The following is a 15,853-nucleotide window of genomic DNA, read 5'->3' on the forward strand; positions in this document are numbered from 1 at the left end:
TTCGGTGGGCGTCGTACGGATCAGAGGTCGAGCACCAGCTCCGCAGACCGGCACCGGGAGACGCATACGAACATCGACTTGCCGCTCGCCTGCTCCTCGGAGCTGAGGAGGAAGTCGCGGTGGTCGATCTCGCCCTTAACGACACCGGTCTCGCAGGTGCCGCAGATGCCTTCCGTGCACGAGCTCTCAACCGGGATGCCGGCGTCGCACAGCGCGGCGAGGACCGAGGTGTCCGGCCCCACCGGAATGCGCTGGCCGGTGCTGTCGATGACCACGTCGAAGGCGACGTCCTCGCCCTCCACGACGACCGGCTCGGGAGCCTTGAAACGTTCAATCCGGAGGCGAGAGCTGTCGGGCAACGCCTCGGCGCAGGCCTGCATGAGCGCCTCGGGACCGCAGCAGTACGCCGTCGCGGTCGCGTCGAGGTCGCCGAGCAGCGCGACCACGTCGGGGAAGCTGCCGTTCGCCTCGTCGTCAGCGTGCACCGTGACGCGGTCAGCGGGCAGGGCCGCGACCTCGTCGAGGAACGCCATCGTCGAGCGCGAGCGGCCGGTGTAGAGCAGGTGCCAGTCCGCGCCCTCGTCGTGCAGTCGCCGGACCATCGCGATGATCGGCGTGATGCCGACCCCTCCGGCCACCGGGACGTGCCGGCTGGCGTCGCCGTCGAGCGAGAAGTTGTCGCGTGGTCCCTCGACGGTGATCACCTGCCCGACCGGCAGCGCTTCGTGCACCAAGCGGCTGCCGCCCCGGGAGTCGGGCGTCTTCAGCACCGCGACCTTCCACTGCGAGCGGTCCGCCGGGTCCGAGCACAGGGAGTACTCACGGACGAGGTTGTCGGAGAGCCGCAGCGCCGGGTGCGAGCCAGGCGTCCGGGCGGGCAGCTCGGCGCCCGCCGGGTCGACCAGCGTGACACTGGTGACGCCGTCGGCCTCCCACGTCTTCTGCTGGACGCGCAGTGCGCGTGCCGTGTTCTCGTCCATGAGTTGCTCCTTGTGTCCGGGTCGGGCGTCAGCGCGTGACGCCGTACATCTCCGAGGTCTTGGGGTACGTCGGCAGCTGCGGCTTCTGGGTGCCGATGACCACGCAGAACAGGGCATCGGTGTCGCCCACGTTCGTCAGGCTGCGCGGGCACGCCGGCCGGGACCCGGATCAGGTCGCGGTAGCCGAGCTTGCGGACCGCCGTCTTGGTGCCGTCCTCGACGTCGTGCACGGCCACCTCGAGCTCGCCCTCGAGCACGAAGAAGACTTCCTCGACGTCGTGGTGGGTGTGCTCCGGACCGACCGCGCCGACGGGCAGGCGCATGTTGGAGAAGGTGAAGTGCTCCGACGGCAGCGAGCGGCTGTCGTCGGCGTGGTCGCCGGTCGCACCGGAGCCGATGTAACGGATCTGGGCCCGCTTGAAGCGGTCGCCACCGGCAGCCGCCCGGGAAGCCCGGGTGTCCCAGTCCTCGTGGCGGGTCTCGCGCGAGGCGATGCAGGAGTCGATGAGCTCCTCGAGGTCGACTGGCTTCTGGGTCTCGGTGCTGGTCATCTTTGTTTCCTTCCTGTGGGGTGGTGCAAACCGGCGTGCGCCGGAGCTCGGTGTGGGTGGTCAGGCCCTGCGGGCGATGGCCTCGATCTCGACGGTGGCGCCGTATGGCAGCGCAGCCACTGGACGAACGACCGCGCGGGACGGGGTTCGACGAAGACCTCCCGGTAGTGCTCGTTGGCTTCGTCGCGGAGCGTGACGTCGGTGACGAAGTAGGTCGTCTTCACGACATCGGACAGATTCATGTCGATCGTGGCCAGCCGCTCGGCGAGACGCGCGACGGCAGCCTCGAGTGCGGCACGGCGGCCCGGCACGGCCGGGCCGGACTCGTCGACCGAGAGTGCGCCGGAGACGAAGCCGAAGCCGGCGCTCTCGAATGCGGGGCTGTAGGGATGCGCTGCGGTGGTCATGGCTGCTCCTCGGGGTTGGCCCACGGGAGCGGACGCCCCGAGAGATCGACGTAGATGCTTTTCTGGTGCATGTAGGAGCGAATGCCGTCACGGCCCTTCTCGGTGCCAATTCCGCTGTCCTTGAGCCCGCTAAACGGGGTGGAGATGCTGAACTGCTTGTAGGTGTTCATCCAGACGGTTCCGGCTCGGATGGCCTGTGCCGTCCGCCAGCCGCCGGCGAAGTCGCGGGTCCAGATGCCGCAGGCAAGCCCGAAGACGGTGTCGTTGGCCTGAGCCACCGTGTCGTCCTCGTCATCGAACGGCAGGACGACGGCAACCGGACCGAACACCTCTTCTTGGCAGATGGTGTCCCGGTTGTCGACGCCCGCCGGGACGGTGGGCAGGTAGTAGGCACCCGACTGGAGCGCGGCTTCTTCGGGGATGCGGGCGCCGCAGAGCACCTGCGCCCCCTGCTCGACCGCTGCGTCAACCATTGCGGCCACGCCGTCGCGATGGGAGTGGGTCACCATCGGGCCGACTTGGGTGCGCGGGTCGTCGCCCGGTCCCACGCGCAGCCGGCGGGCACCGGCCACGAGGCGGTCGACGAACTCGTCGTGGATGCTGGTGTGCACGAAGATGCGAGATCCGGCGATGCAGCTCTGGCCGGACGAGGAGAAGACGCCGAAGAGCACGCCGGCGACGGCCCGGTCGAGGTCGGCGTCGCTGAAGACGATCGTGGGCGACTTGCCGCCGAGCTCGAGGGTGATCGGCATCAGCTTGTCCGCGGCGACGTGCGCCGGGTGGCGTCCGGTGGTCGTGCCGCCGGTGAACGAGACCTTGCTGACGTGCGGGTGGGCGACCGGGGCCTCACCGATGGTGCGGCCGGGTCCGGGGAGCACCGAGAGGAGTCCGGCCGGCAGTCCGGCGTCCTCACACAGACGGGCCGGGAGCAGGGTCACCCGGGGCGCCCAGACCGGGGGTTTGGACACGACGGCGTTGCCGGCGGCCGGGGCCGGAGCGATCTTCTGGGCGTCCGAGGCAATCGGGGAGTTCCACGGGGTGATCGCACCGACCACGCCCATCGGCTCGTACGTCGCCGGGGTGAGGAAGTCGCCACGGGCGGGCGTGATCGCACCCTCCATGGTCTCCGGGGCGGCCGCCATGAACCGGAAGGTGCCGGCCGCGCTGCAGGGCCGGGGCCCGGGTCTCCGTGAGGGTCTTGCCGGTATCGAGGGTCTGCAAGGCACCGATCCGGTCGATGTTGGCTTCGATCGCGTTCCCGATCCGGTGCAGCACTGCGGCCCCGCTCATGCGGGAGCCGGGTGGCCCAGCCGGAGGCCGCGGCGGCGCGTAGTCCCGCGTCGACAGCCGTGTCGACGTCCTCGACGACCGCACCGTGCAGCTGAGCGAACACCTTGCCGTCCGCGGGGTTGACCGACTCGATCAACGCGCCCCGTCCGCGGGCCCACTGGCCGCCGACGAAGATCTCGTCCCGGGTGTCGCCCTCGGGGACGGCCACACCGGTCGTCTCGCTTCGCAGGTTCATCGAATTCCCATCACGTCAGATTGTCTAACTGCTAAGAGTTTGAGCGCAAAGATATTACGTGTCAAGGCTTTTGCCGAACCTTCTCGAACCACAGGTCAGGCGATGAGCGGCGGACTCAGGGTCAACCGGGAGACCGTGCGCAGGATCGAGTAGGGCACGACGGCACTGGTCTGCGGATTGTCGGCGCTCGGGCGGTTCTCGATGCGCCAGCTGTAGCGGCCCACCGGTCCCCACGCCTCGATCTCGTGGCGGGTTAGCTCGGCCGCGTGGTCGGCGTACAACTCCACCGACACGTCGGTGCGGGTGCCCACCGAGAGCGCCACCGAGACCGCCACATTGAGCAGCGTGGGAAAGGCACGCGCGGCCTCGCGCGGCGTCCCAGCGAAGACCAGGTGCGGGCCAACTGCCGCGAGGATCTCCCGCTGCTGCGCCTCGGGCATCCACGACTGCACCAGCGACTTGGGCCCCTTCGTCGTGCGCACACGGACGCCGTCGAAGGGCGCCGCGTCGCTGGCCGATGCCAGCAGGTCCAGACCGCCCACCGCGCCATGCGTGCAGAGCACCCGGCCCGGCCCGGCGAGCAGCCGTTCGGCGACGTCAGGGTCGGCCAGTGCGCCGACGGAGGAGACGACCGGGGGTGCGTCCGGCTGCCACCACCTCGGGCCCGAAGCTCCGAAGCGCCTCCTGCCCGGCCGCCTCTACGACGACGTCGCTGGCTGCGATCGCGTCGGCGAGGGAGATCTGGAGGCCGGGAGGACCCGGTAGCGGGCTTCGGTTGACGACTCCGACCAGCCGGGCGCCGGGCACGGCGCCGTCGCGTAGCCCGGCGGCCACGACCTGTCCGATCGCGCCGTATCCGAGAACGCTCACGGAGAGGGGAAGACTGGCGGCCATCAGGATTCGGTCCGTGCATGCAGGGCAGCGAAAACGCGCTCGGGTGACATCGGCAGCTCGGTGAGCTGCGCACCGATCGCGTCTGCGATCGCCTGCGCGATCACCGGGGCAACGGGGAGCATGGTCCCCTCCCCCATGCCCTTCGCCCCGAACGGACCGGCCCCATGCCCCTGTTCCCGGGTGAGGGACCAGAAGCGCTCCGGGATGTCCTCCGCCAGTGGCACCCGATAGTCGAGCGCCTCGGCGTTGACCGGCCGGTCACCGTCGTAGCGGAGTTCCTCGAAGAGTGACTGGCCGAGCCCGAAGACTGCGGCGCCCTCGTCCTGACCGCGGCACCCGAGCTTGTTGATCACCTTGCCGGCGTCGCCGCTCACGACCAGCTGGAGCACGGTCACCTTGCCGGTCTCCGGGTCGACCTCGACCTCGGCGGCTGCCCAGCCGACCTCCCAGAAGACGCACGGCGCCTCCAGCGGCGCGCGATGGGAATTGCCGGACTTGAAGAATCCGTCGGCGGTGAACTCGAACCCGGTGCCGCCGAAAACCCCCATGACCAGCGGCGCGAGCGCATGCTCGGTGCCGTCCGGCCCACCCACGACCCAGTCCCGCAGCGTCAGCGATTCGGGGGTCGAGGTCCAGTTGACCGGCGGCCCACGCGAGGACGTCGCGGCGTACCTTCTCCGCGGCCTGCTGTACCGCCTGCCCCATGACCGCGATGCCGGAGGACGCGTTGGTGCCCCGGTCGAACGGCGTGTTGTCCGTGTCTATGTTGGCGAACACGACCACGGCGGGGGCGCAGCCGAGGACCTCGGCCACGATCTGGCACAGCGCGGACTGGCTGCCCTGACCCATCTCGGTCAGGCCGCTCGACAAGAAGACGTCACCCTTGGTGGAGACCTTCACCCGGGCCTGCGCCGGCTTGTTCACGCCCCCGCCGTCCTTCATGCCGATGCAGACACCCATGCCGCGATGGGGCACCTTCGCCCGGCGGTGGTAGCCGATCTCGTCCGCAACGAGCCGCAGCCCCTCGCGGAGGTCCGAGTCGATCGGCGCCTCACCGGGGACGTACTCCTCGCCCAGTTCCTTGAGGTTCTTCATCCGCAGGTCGAACGGGTCGATTCGGAGTCGTTCGGCGATCAGGTCGACCCGGCGCTCGCTGGCCCGGGTGGCTCGGGTGCCGCCGAAGCCGCGGAAGGCACCGGCCGGGACGGTGTTGGTGGTCACCACCCGGGCGATCGAGTCGATGTGCTGCCAGCGGTAGGCACCCGGCGTGCGGTAGCCCGCCTTCTCACAGACGAGCGGACTCAGCTCGGCATAGGCACCTCCGTTGAGGAGGACCCGAGCCTCTCGTGCCACGAACGTGCCGTCGGCCATCACACCGGTCCGGTAGATGAGGCGTGCGGCGTGCTGCGACACCGTCAGGAAGACCTCCTCGGTGGTCATGGCATAGCGCACAGGACGGCCGCCGCTGAGCTGAGAGAGGCGTACGGCGACCGGGTCGGCCTTCAGGCCGTTCTTTGCGCCGAAGCCGCCGCCGAGGAGCATCGTCTGCACACGGATCCGGTTCTCCGGCATTCCGAAGGTCCGGGCCAGCTCCTTGCGCAGCGGGAACGGAGACTGGGTGGAGCTCCAGATCTCGATCGCGTCGTCGGTCGCCTCGGCCACCGCCACGAAGGGTTCGAGGTGCATGTGATTCATCCGCGAGAAGCTGAAGGTGTCCTCGAAGATGTGGTCGCACTGGTCCCACACGTCGGGCGAACCGGTGGTGTAGCGGAACTCGTAGCTCACGTTGTGCTGGGTGCGCAGTCCGCCGGAGGCACCGTCCCCATAGTCAGGAAGCATCCCGATCGGTGCTTCCGGGAAGATCTGCGGACCCGACGGGTCGAGGGCTTCGTCGAGCTCAGTGACGTACGGCAGGACGTCGTAGACCACCTCGATGAGGTCGAGGGCCGCGAGCGCGGTGCGTTCATCGACCGCGGCGACCGCGGCCACCACGTCACCGACGTAGCGGACCCGGTCGATGGCGACGACGGGCTGGTCCTTGACGAACGTGCCGTAGGGATTGAGGTGTCGCACGTCGTCCCGGGTGAGCACCGCCGCCACACCCGGCAACGCCCGGGCGCGTGACACGCCGATCGAGACGATGTTCGCGTGGGCATGGGGGCTCCGCAGCACCTTGGCGTGCAGCATGCCGGGGCGCACGACGTCAGTCGTGTAGACCGCCTTGCCGGTCACCTTGATACCGGCGTCCGCACGCGCGCCGTCGCGGCCCACGACCCGATGTGCGGCGGGGGCAGTCGGCAGGTCGTGGAGCACGGGTCCGGCATCCACGGACGGTGTCGTGGTCATCCGTCGTCCCCGTGGCCCAGCTCGGCGGCTCGCTCCACCGATTCGAGGATCATTTCGTAGCCGGTGCAGCGGCACGTGTTCGAGCTGATCCAGGGACCGGATCTCGGGTCGCTGCGGACAGGGGTTCTGGCGCAGCAACCCCGTGGTCAGCATCAACATGCCCGACGTGCAGAAGCCGCACTGGAAGCCACCGCACTCCATGAAGGCCCGCTGCTGCGGCGACAACGTGCCATCGGCGGCAGCCGGGCCCTCGACGGTCTCGACGGTCGCACCGGCCACGTCGAACGCGAAGGTGGAGCACGAAGCGACGGGCAGATCGTCGACCAGCACGGTGCAGGCGCCGCAGACACCCCGCTCGCAGGAGCTCCGCACGCCGTGGCAGCGGAAGTCCTCCCGGAGCAGGTCCGCAAGGATCCGATTCGCCGGGACGGTCGCGAATGCCTCCGCGCCGTTGAGCCGGAAGTCGATCGTGGTCTCGCTCATGCGGTGACTCCCTTCGCTTCCCCGGTCGTGATGGGCAGTGGCGACCAGACGCCGGACCAGAACGGCCACCGGGTGGCGGCGGTATTCCGCCGACCCGGCCCGATCCCCAATGTCGTCGGGGAGCAGCGCGGCGATCTTCCGACCCACAAGGCCCGCATCGAGTTCGGCGGGCTGGCCGACGTCCGCGGTGGTCGACACCGTGACCGGACGGCGGTACTCCGCGCCGATGGTGGCGGTGATGCGCAGGCCGTCGGCGGCTGCACGGATGCCCGGGGCGACGGTCGTCGTCGGTCGCATCGACCGCTCGTAGCCGAACCAAGGCCGGGTGCTTCGTGGCAATCGCGACCCCGGTGAGCAGTCCGTGCGGCTGCCGGGCTCCCGCGGCGGCGCCGTCCCGGTCAGGGGCGGGCCATAGCCATTCGATCGGGTGGCTCGGCTCCGCTGCGCCGACGAACTCAAGACTGGCCTCGAGGGCCCCGAGGATGACCGGCATCTCGTAGCGGAAGCGGCGGGCGAGCAGGTTGCCACCGAGGGTGGCGGAGTAGCGGATCCGAACGGTCGCGATGCTGGCCCGGGCCGCCGCCGGGGGACGGCAGCGTCGCCTGCAACAACGGGTGGCCGCTGCCACAGTGATGGGTCAGACCCGCACCGATGCGCAGGACCCCCGCCACGTGCTCGACCTGCTGCAGGTCCGGAACCCGACGCACGGAGACGAGGTCTCGGGGAACGCGGCCCTCGCGCAGTTGAGCGGTGAGATCGGTGCAGCCGGCCGCGATCACCGCCTCGGGGTGTCCGGCAAGCACCGCCACCGCCTCGGCCACGGAGCGGGGGCGGTGGAGGTCGAACGGTGGGATGCTCGACTGGGTCTGCGCGACCAGCCCGGCCCCCAACGCCTGTACCCGCACGTCAGCGGGTCCCAGCCGTGTCGGCAGCGCGGCCAGCCCCCCGCAACAGCTGGGTCACGTGCCCCCGGATCTCGACGAAGCGAGGGTCGGTCTTGGTCGTGACGTGGTCTCGCGGCCGGGGAAGGTCCACCTCGATCGTCTCGGCCACGACGCTCGGCGGCGCGGAGAGCACGATGACGTGGTCGGCGAGGTAAACACTCTCATCGATGTCATGGGTGACCACGAGCACGGTGATGCCGAGCCTTGCACGGATCGCGAGCAGCAGGTCCTCGAGATCCGCGCGGGTCTGTGCGTCGACGGAGGCGTAGGGCTCGTCCATGAGCAGGAGCTTGGGGTGACTGGCCGGGGCACGAGCGATGGCCACCCGCTGCTGCATGCCGCCGGACATCTCCCGGGGGTACAGGCTCTCCTTGCCCGAGAGTCCGACCGCGTCGATGGCCTCCCCGGACGCGTTCCGCACGCTCGGCGGACTTGAGGTGACGCAGCGGGAACGCCACATTCTTGGCGACCCGCATCCGGGGGAACAGAGAGCGCGAATAGTCCCGGAAGACCATCGCCAACCCCTCGGGCACGCCCGTCACACGAGCGCCCCTCGAAGGTCACCGAGCCCTCGCTCGGGGTGTCGAGCCCGCTGATGATGCGCAACAGCGTGGACTTGCCACACCCGGACGGGCCGACGATGACGCTGACCTTTCCTGCTGGCACTTCGGCGCTGATGCTGCGCACCGCGAGGTTCGCCCTGTAGCTCTTCGAGACGGCGTCAAGCACCAGCTCGGGTGTTGTGTGCACCTTTGTCTCAGTCATGTTGTTGCGTCGCTCCTCGGTGCCGGGCCGGGACCCGGCGTTCGATGATGGTGAAGATGATGTTCATGACGACGCCGAGAATCGCCAGCACGACCAGAACGGCCCAGAACCCGGTGTAGTCGAAGTTGCGCTGCATCTGGATCAGGAGGTGGCCGAGGCCGTTCTGCGACTTCTGCAGCTCCGAGATGATCATGATGATCAGGGAGAGGGACATCGCCGTACGCACGCCGGCGAAGATCTTGGGAGCTGCGCCGGGCAGCACGATGTGCACCAGTCGGTCCCAGCGGCCGATCTTGAAGATGACCGCGGCCTGCATGCGAGTTGCGCCGATGCTGGTGACGCCGTCGATGGTGTTGAAGAGGATCGGCCAGACCACGCTGAACGCGATCAGGAAGATCTTCGGGCTGTCCCCAGTGCCGAAGAGGAAGAAGAAGACACCGATCAGCGCGGGGCTCGGGAGCGAGCGCCCGAGGTGGATCAGCGGTTGGAACAGCGCCATCAGGATGCGGTGGCGTCCCAGCGCGATCCCGGCTCCGACACCGAGGACGATCGCCAGTGCCAGTCCCTGAAGGGCCCGCCAGACACTGGGCAGGAGGTGGTCCCACGTCGCGTCTCCGAGAAACAGGCGATCGGCGTCCGGAGCGAGGAAGTCGCTGCGCACTCGACCGAACGCGTCAAACGGGTTGGCGACGAAGAGGCTGCCCGTCTCGCTCCACGACAGTCCCCACCGGGCCGCGAGAATCACCGGGGGAACGATCAACCGCAACGCCGTGACGGCGCTGGTCCTGCGCACGAAGCGGCCAAGGCCGCTGCCAGTCAGCTGTGGCATGGGTCCCCCGGGCTGGCCGGGCGCGGTGGGCGCGACCCCGGTCACGTCGGTCAGGCTGTCGCTGGTCGGTGTGATCGTCATTGCGCCAGCCCCTTCTTCCAGCCGAAGACCTTCGCGTCGATGGTTGCGAGGAGGGTGCTGATCACGATCCCCATGAGTCCTGCGACCAACGTTGCGGCGTACACCAGATCCGTGTCGCTGGACTGTGAGGTGCGAAGCAGGATGAACCCGCCGATCCCGCGGCCGTTTCCGATGAGCAGCTCGGAACTGACGGCCACGATGAGCCCGATCGAGGCGGCCACACGGATGCCGGTGAACGTGAACGGCAGCGCACTGGGCAGCTTGATCCGGAAGAGCACGCCCAGCGAGGACAGCCCGAAGGTCTGGCCGGTCTGCACCGCCGTGGGGTCGGTGGCGCGGACGCCGTACATCGTGTTGAGCAGAATGGGCCAGACGCAGGCGAGCGCTACCGTGAGCGAAAGCGGGAGCATGCCGCTTCCGATCAGCAGCATGAGGATGGGCCCGAGCGCCACCGACGGCAGCACCCGAAACACCTCGACGGGCAACTCGAAGGCGATGAACACCCCCGGTGTAGGCGCCCATCAGGCCACCGAGCACCGTCCCGACGATCGTCGCCATCAGCAACGCGAGCATCCACTCGCGGAGCGTGAAGCCGATCTCTCCCCAGAAGACTCCGTCGCCGAGGAGTGTTCCCAGCTTTCCGAGCACGTTGCTCGGGATCGGGAAGCCCGGGGTGGTGATCACACCGGAGCGGACCATCAGCTCCACGAGTGCGCCGGTCCCGACGACGCCGAGCGCGCCGAGCGCGACCTGCTGCCGTCGACCGAGGAACTCGCCTGCGTCGATCATGTTCAGTCCTCGGGAAGGTAGGTGTGATCGGCCATCGAGAAGCCATCTTCGATGAGGCCCCGGGTCGATGAGCATGTCGCTCACCATCTCCGGGCGGTCGAGGGGCGTCTTGCTGGCGAACACCGGGATCGACATGGTCTCGGCGGTCTTCTCGTCGACACCGGCCACCTTGGGCAGCCGGGCCCGGAAGTCTTCTTCGTCCTTGCTGATGTCTGCGTTCGCGGCGTACATCGCGTCGACGAAGGCGCGGACCGTGTCAGGGTTCTGGGCGATGAACGAGTCACTGGCGATGAACGTGGCTGCGGCCAGCTCGGCGTTCACTCCACCGGAGAGGTCGACCACGTTGCGAAGCCCGGCCGCTTCAGCAGCGGACTTGAAGGGCTCCGGCACGTAGCCGGCCTCGATGGACCCGGCCCTGGACCCCCGCGATCATCTCGCTGAAGGGGACCTCGATCCATTCGGGTGCGACCTCGAGCCCTTCACTCTCGGTGAGGTTCTGGAAGGTCACGTCACCGATGTTGTTCGTAGTGTTGACGCCGACGGTCTTGCCATCGAGGTCCGCCAACTCTTGGACGTCGGAGTCCGGGTTGACGAAGACGCCCATGCTGTCCGGACCCAGCGAGCTGCTCAGCACCACGGTCTGGACGGGGGTGCCCTTCGATTGGGCGATGGAGCCCGAGATGGAGTTGGTGAAGCTGAAATCTAGCTCGCCCGAGGCCACCTTCTGCACCCCGATGGGTCCGCCCTGCAGCGGTTCAAGCTCCACGCTGAGTCCCTCGGCTTCGAAGAATCCGTTCTCCTCGGCCCAGTACACCGTCGCATAGTCGGCCAGCGGCAACACCCCCACGGTCACGTCGGTCTTCTCGAGCTTCCCGTCAGCGGTCTGCGCCGATGCCCCGTCCGACCCACATGAGGTCAGGATCAGCGCAAGGCTCGCCGGGGACACGGCGCCTAGGGTTCGGGACTTGGTCATGAACTTCTCGTTTCGCTTGAGAGATATCTCACCGGAAAACTTCTTGGCGCCAAGATTGTTACTGTCTTGGCGCCAAGGAGTCAACGCTTTCCCGAAGTTTTCTCGACCGATCCCCGGCCGACGCCTCCGCACCTACGCCAAAGGGCGCCCGCGATCTCTCGATCGACGGGGCGCCCCGGGCGTCATGGTGTGCCTCAAGCAGTCTGCGACGTGTCGTCATCCGGCTCACCCTCGACCGCCGCACACAGGGACTCCTCGAGTTCCCCCAACAGGCCGGCAAGGGCCACCCGCTGGGCCGCCGTCAGACCGCGCAGCATGCGTCGTTCGTTGGCGAAGTGGGCGTCCGCCACCCGGTCGACCGGGGCCTTCCCGGCGGCCGTGAGGGTCACGTAGACGACGCGATTGTCGACATCGTCTCGCCTCCGCTCGACTAGTCCGGCCTGCTCCAACCTGTTCACTCGGAGCGTCAGCCCCCTGTGGTGACAAGGGTCTGCGCCGCCAGCTCGCCCGCCGTCCGCCGAAAGCCCGGCGCCGCGCGCCTGCAGGCTCGCCAAGACGTCGAAGCCGGCCTCGTTGGTGCCGTGCTGTTCGAAGATCTCGGAGATTTGCGTGCGGTAGAGCAGAAAACTGCGATGGAGTGGCCCGAAGACGCCCATGGCGGAAACGTCCAACTCGGGGCGCACCATCGCCCACTGATTCATGATCTCGGCGACGCCATCCGAGGACTTCACACCTTCACAACCTTCCCCTTGGTCATCGAGCCGGGCGGACTAACTTCCGCCAGTATCTTTGCGCAAAGGAACCCTAGTGGGTCAGCGTCACCACTCACAAGTACCTGTCTCCGCGTCACAGTCGCCGATTCGCGAAACGGGAGCACGGAGCGAGGACACCAGTCGACGAGGTTTCCGCCTGCTGTGAGTCGGACCGAGGACACCGTGCGCCTCGATCCCGGCTCAGGTCGCTGCGCGCGAGATCGGCACCACGGCGCACTCGGTCGCCCGGTTGTTGCACCAACACGGCTTCCGCTGGGACGAGGACGGGCGTTGGGCCCGGGTGGCCGGAACGCCGCAGCGCTCGGCGCAACTTCGCCGTGGGGGACCTACTCGTCGTGGACGAAGCAGGGATGCTCGACCGGGACACCCCCCGGGCACTGCTTCGACTGGCCGACGAAACCAGCGCCCGGGTGGCCCCCGGTCGGCGACCGGCACCAACTGCCCGCCGTCGGACGCGGGGGCGTCCCGGACCTCGCCATCCGGTACGCACCCGACCGCGTGAGCGAACTCGAGGGCGTCCGCCGGTTCGCAGATCCCGCCTATGCGGAGTTGTCGTTGCGGATGCGGACCGGGAAGAAGCCCGGAGAAGTGTTCGACGAGCTGGCGCGTCGCGGAGAGATCGTGGTGCACGCCACCGACGTCGAACGACAACAGCAGCTCACGGTCCGAGCGACATACGGTGACCTCGTCGTCGCTGACACTCGCGAGCAGGTCGGCAAGATCAACGACCTCGCACATCAGGTCCGTGAGGTCGTCGGTGAGGTCACCGATGGTGTCGTCACGGCGTCGGGCGAACGGATCGGCATCGGCGACAAGATCGCCACCCGTCGAAACGACCACGACGCGGACGTCGCCAACCGGGAGACGTGGACCGTCATCGCTAGCGACAACGGAGCCCCTGACCGTGCATGGGGAGGCCGGCCAGCGACGCCTGCCATCGGCTTACGTGCAGCAGCACGTCGAGCTCTCGCCTACGCCACCACGGCGTACGGCGCCCGTGGCTCCACCGTGCCCGTTTCCCACGTCCTGATCGGCGATCACACCGGCGCCGCCTCGGCGTACGTCGGAATGACCCGTGGCAGGGACCGCAACGTCGCACACCCGGTGGCGGAGTCGGTCGAGGATGCCCGCAAGCAGTGGATCGATGTCTTCGGTCGGGACCGCGCCGATCCCGGCCCGGCACATGCCCGGGGCCTCGCGGCCGAAGCGATCGACCGCTACGGGCCGAAGGCGAAGGCTCCCGCGTTCCGACCTCCGGCGCCGGTGCGCCGACCAGAGCCGGACGTGGGCTACCGACCACGCGCTCCCATGTCAGGTCCCGGGATCGGCTTCTGATCGTCATCGTTACTTCGCCGCAGGCGTCCGATTCCACCGACGGTCTGTTGCTTCTCTCGATGAACGAACAACAGAGGAGTAACAGTGCACAGCACAAACCCGCTCGACATCCCCTTTCACGCCCGCCACGAGGACGAGCTGCTCACCCTCGACGAGGTCGCGCAGATTCTGGTGACCTCACCGAACACAGTCCGCTGGTGGCGCCAGACTGGCACCGGCCCGGAGTTCTTCAAGATCGGTCGCCGGCTCTACACCACCGTCGCCGACCTGCGCCGCTTCATCCGCGAGCAACGACTCGCTTCCCAGCCCGTCGTACGAGGACCGAAGGCGGTGTGAGCGCGATGGACGACGACCCGCGTCACGTCTTCCTGCATGCGAGCGACGTGATCCGCCGCCACGACTGGGGCAAGACCAAGGGCTACCAGAACCTCAAAGACCGATCGCTCGTGCCACCGCCCGTGATGACCCACCCCGACCGCTGGCGGCTGAACCAGCTCTCGGCCCGGGAAGAACGACGCATGGCAATGGCCGAGGCAACACTGCAGGCGCTCGTTGCGCCCGACCGAGACCAGGTCACCATCACCGACCTGCTCCCCCAACCCAAACGTCGTCCTAGGTCGGCATGACGCCCTACGGGCGATCATGACCCGGGAGTCATGCGATCATCGACGTCAGCCGATCCGAAACTTCAGTTTCATCGTGTCCAAAACATCGAGTTCGCGCTAGCCAAACGCTAGAGTTGTGGACGTGTACGAATATCGCCCCCGGGTTGCCGACGGAGAACTTGCCGACAAGATGAGGGCCATCGGTGCGATCCTGATCGAGGGGCCGAAGGCGTGCGGAAAGTCAGAGACCGCCAAGCAGGTCGCCAAGACCGTCTACGAGTTCGACAAGGACGACGTCGCCCGCTCCGCGGTCGCACTCGATCCCGACTCCCTCTTCGCGGGCCTGACCCCCATCCTGTTCGATGAGTGGCAGCTCGAACCGAGCATCTGGAACCGCGTCCGCCGCCGGGTCGACGACCGCCACTCCCGTGGCGACTTCATCTTGACGGGATCGGCGCGCCCCCGCGACGACGCGACCCGACACTCCGGCGCAGGGCGCATCGGCGTTCTCCGCATGCGACCGATGAGCCTGTTCGAGTCCGGTCACTCGAACGGCGAGGTGTCGTTCTCTGCGCTGCTCAACGGCGAGCGGCAGACCGGCCCGGGAACGCATCTGAGCTTCGAGGAGTTGCTCAGGCGCATCGTCATCGGCGGTTGGCCCGAGATCATCGACTACGACGAGGACGACGCCCGAAGGTGGCTTCGCGGCTACCTCGACCAGATCGTCGAGACCGACATCCCTCTGATGGGGCACCGCCGCAACCCCCGCAACCTCACCAGACTTTTCGCCTCCCTCGCGCGAAACGTCGGTCAGGCTGTGAAGCTGTCCGAGATCGCCGGGGACGTCGGCGGCGAGACCGGCCCGATCGCACATGAAACCATCACCGGCTACCTCGACACGCTCGAACGACTCCGCCTCACAGAGGACGCGCCCGCCCGGCGACCCCACATGCGCTCGAAGACTCCGCTGCGCACCGCCGAGGTCCGCTACTTCGTCGACCCGTCGCTCGGGCCAGCTGCTCTTGGCATCGGCAGCAGCGAATTGCGCGCCGACCCCCGTGCGACCGGCTTCCATTTCGAGGCGCTCGTCATGCGTGATCTGCGCATCCTCGCCCAACCTCACTACGGCACCGTAGAATCCCCGGCGCGACAAGAATGGCAACGAAGTCGACGCCATCGTCAGCATCAACCACAACACGTGGGCTGCCTTCGAGGTCAAGCTCAACCCACGCGATGAAGATGACGCGGCGGCCGCGCTCCTACGATTCTCGGCGAACGTGGACAAGGGCAGACACGGCGAACCCGCCGCACTCGGCGTCATAACCAGCACCGGAGTCGCCGGCCGACGCGCCGACGGGGTCCATGTCATACCGATCGGCTGCCTCGGGCCGTGACACCCCGGGACCGCTCGCTCGTGCCGCCGCCGGTGATGACCCACCCCGACCGCTGGCGTCTGGACTCCGACCGCGAGCCGAACACCGTTACCGACCTGCTCCCCCGGCCCAAGCGACTGCGGTCCGCATAAGGCGCCAAGCCCCGCCTTCCCGAAAGATCATTTGCGAACTCCCGAAAC

General features: G+C 68.2%; 19 protein-coding genes and 2 pseudogenes. 6 read left to right on the forward strand and 15 right to left on the reverse strand.

The window, feature by feature from the left end:
- Positions 1 to 20: 20 nt before the first annotated feature.
- From LP418_RS05355 to LP418_RS05415, 13 genes and pseudogenes are all read right to left on the reverse strand, one after another.
- Complete coding sequence (locus LP418_RS05355) at positions 21 to 770, reverse strand: PDR/VanB family oxidoreductase (protein WP_257956911.1); 750 nt, start codon at positions 768 to 770, stop codon at positions 21 to 23.
- Positions 764 to 1,531: a cupin domain-containing protein gene (locus LP418_RS32545; protein WP_257955517.1), complete on the reverse strand. Its 768-nt coding sequence runs from the start codon at positions 1,529 to 1,531 to the stop codon at positions 764 to 766. The genes LP418_RS05355 and LP418_RS32545 overlap by 7 nt, the downstream gene beginning before the upstream one ends.
- Positions 1,528 to 1,938: a RidA family protein gene (locus tag LP418_RS05365; protein WP_257955518.1), complete on the reverse strand. Its 411-nt coding sequence runs from the start codon at positions 1,936 to 1,938 to the stop codon at positions 1,528 to 1,530. The genes LP418_RS32545 and LP418_RS05365 overlap by 4 nt, the downstream gene beginning before the upstream one ends.
- The gene (locus LP418_RS05370) at positions 1,935 to 3,164 is read right to left on the reverse strand and encodes an aldehyde dehydrogenase family protein (protein WP_442940123.1); all 1,230 of its coding nucleotides are present in this window, start codon (positions 3,162 to 3,164) and stop codon (positions 1,935 to 1,937) included. Before LP418_RS05370 ends, LP418_RS05365 begins: the two co-directional genes overlap by 4 nt.
- A gap of 394 nt (positions 3,165 to 3,558) precedes the next feature.
- Positions 3,559 to 4,005 (reverse strand): aspartate dehydrogenase domain-containing protein, encoded by a 447-nt coding sequence (locus LP418_RS05375; protein ID WP_257955520.1) that lies wholly within the window; start codon positions 4,003 to 4,005, stop codon positions 3,559 to 3,561.
- A gap of 55 nt (positions 4,006 to 4,060) precedes the next feature.
- On the reverse strand, positions 4,061 to 4,333 hold the full coding sequence (locus tag LP418_RS05380) for a hypothetical protein (RefSeq protein WP_257955521.1): 273 nt from the start codon (positions 4,331 to 4,333) through the stop codon (positions 4,061 to 4,063).
- Between the two features lie 23 nt (positions 4,334 to 4,356).
- Positions 4,357 to 4,905, reverse strand: coding sequence for a molybdopterin cofactor-binding domain-containing protein (locus LP418_RS05385; RefSeq protein ID WP_336275914.1), 549 nt, complete (start codon positions 4,903 to 4,905; stop codon positions 4,357 to 4,359).
- An 82-nt stretch (positions 4,906 to 4,987) separates the two neighbouring features.
- Positions 4,988 to 7,483, reverse strand: a pseudogene (locus LP418_RS05390) (molybdopterin-dependent oxidoreductase); the annotation flags it as partial.
- A 158-nt stretch (positions 7,484 to 7,641) separates the two neighbouring features.
- Positions 7,642 to 8,091 carry an FAD binding domain-containing protein gene (locus LP418_RS05395; protein WP_257955523.1) on the reverse strand — a complete coding sequence of 150 codons (450 nt, stop codon included), beginning with the start codon at positions 8,089 to 8,091 and terminating at the stop codon, positions 7,642 to 7,644.
- Between the two features lies 1 nt (position 8,092).
- Entirely contained in the window at positions 8,093 to 8,551 is a 459-nt protein-coding gene (locus LP418_RS05400) for an ABC transporter ATP-binding protein (RefSeq protein ID WP_257955524.1), read from the reverse strand.
- Between the two features lie 173 nt (positions 8,552 to 8,724).
- Positions 8,725 to 8,895, reverse strand: a pseudogene (locus LP418_RS05405) (ATP-binding cassette domain-containing protein); the annotation flags it as partial.
- Positions 8,888 to 9,805, reverse strand: a complete 918-nt coding sequence (locus LP418_RS05410) for an ABC transporter permease (RefSeq protein ID WP_257955525.1) — start codon at positions 9,803 to 9,805, stop codon at positions 8,888 to 8,890. The pseudogene LP418_RS05405 and the gene LP418_RS05410, both read right to left, overlap by 8 nt.
- Positions 9,802 to 10,308: an ABC transporter permease gene (locus LP418_RS05415; protein WP_257955526.1), complete on the reverse strand. Its 507-nt coding sequence runs from the start codon at positions 10,306 to 10,308 to the stop codon at positions 9,802 to 9,804. Before LP418_RS05415 ends, LP418_RS05410 begins: the two co-directional genes overlap by 4 nt.
- On the opposite strand from LP418_RS05415, the gene LP418_RS05420 reads away from it, so the two are divergent.
- Positions 10,301 to 10,615 carry a hypothetical protein gene (locus LP418_RS05420; protein ID WP_257955527.1) on the forward strand — a complete coding sequence of 105 codons (315 nt, stop codon included), beginning with the start codon at positions 10,301 to 10,303 and terminating at the stop codon, positions 10,613 to 10,615. The two genes, LP418_RS05415 and LP418_RS05420, sit on opposite strands and share 8 nt — an antisense overlap.
- 46 nt (positions 10,616 to 10,661) lie before the next feature.
- The gene (locus LP418_RS05425; RefSeq protein WP_257955528.1) at positions 10,662 to 10,988 is read left to right on the forward strand and encodes a hypothetical protein; all 327 of its coding nucleotides are present in this window, start codon (positions 10,662 to 10,664) and stop codon (positions 10,986 to 10,988) included.
- On the opposite strand, the gene LP418_RS05430 is transcribed toward LP418_RS05425, so the two are convergent.
- Both LP418_RS05430 and LP418_RS05435 read right to left on the reverse strand, forming a co-directional pair.
- Positions 10,956 to 11,651 carry an ABC transporter substrate-binding protein gene (locus LP418_RS05430; protein WP_257955529.1) on the reverse strand — a complete coding sequence of 232 codons (696 nt, stop codon included), beginning with the start codon at positions 11,649 to 11,651 and terminating at the stop codon, positions 10,956 to 10,958. The genes LP418_RS05425 and LP418_RS05430 overlap by 33 nt on opposite strands.
- A 110-nt stretch (positions 11,652 to 11,761) precedes the next feature.
- Positions 11,762 to 12,268, reverse strand: a complete 507-nt coding sequence (locus LP418_RS05435; protein WP_257955530.1) for a MarR family winged helix-turn-helix transcriptional regulator — start codon at positions 12,266 to 12,268, stop codon at positions 11,762 to 11,764.
- Positions 12,269 to 12,481: 213 nt separating this feature from the next.
- On the opposite strand from LP418_RS05435, the gene LP418_RS05440 reads away from it, so the two are divergent.
- The 4 genes from LP418_RS05440 to LP418_RS05455 all read left to right on the forward strand — a co-directional run bounded on the left by LP418_RS05440 (position 12,482) and on the right by LP418_RS05455 (position 15,517).
- On the forward strand, positions 12,482 to 13,675 hold the full coding sequence (locus tag LP418_RS05440) for an AAA family ATPase (RefSeq protein WP_257955531.1): 1,194 nt from the start codon (positions 12,482 to 12,484) through the stop codon (positions 13,673 to 13,675).
- An 84-nt stretch (positions 13,676 to 13,759) separates the two neighbouring features.
- Positions 13,760 to 14,011, forward strand: a complete 252-nt coding sequence (locus tag LP418_RS05445; protein WP_257955532.1) for a helix-turn-helix domain-containing protein — start codon at positions 13,760 to 13,762, stop codon at positions 14,009 to 14,011.
- Positions 14,012 to 14,016: 5 nt separating this feature from the next.
- The gene (locus tag LP418_RS05450) at positions 14,017 to 14,301 is read left to right on the forward strand and encodes a hypothetical protein (RefSeq protein ID WP_257955533.1); all 285 of its coding nucleotides are present in this window, start codon (positions 14,017 to 14,019) and stop codon (positions 14,299 to 14,301) included.
- A 121-nt stretch (positions 14,302 to 14,422) separates the two neighbouring features.
- A complete protein-coding gene (locus tag LP418_RS05455) occupies positions 14,423 to 15,517 on the forward strand; it encodes an ATP-binding protein (RefSeq protein ID WP_257955534.1) in 1,095 nt (364 codons plus the stop codon).
- Positions 15,518 to 15,853: the final 336 nt, after the last annotated feature.

The organism is Nocardioides sp. B-3, assembly GCF_024703895.1.
In the GTDB taxonomy this organism is placed as follows: Bacteria; Actinomycetota; Actinomycetes; order Propionibacteriales; family Nocardioidaceae; genus Nocardioides.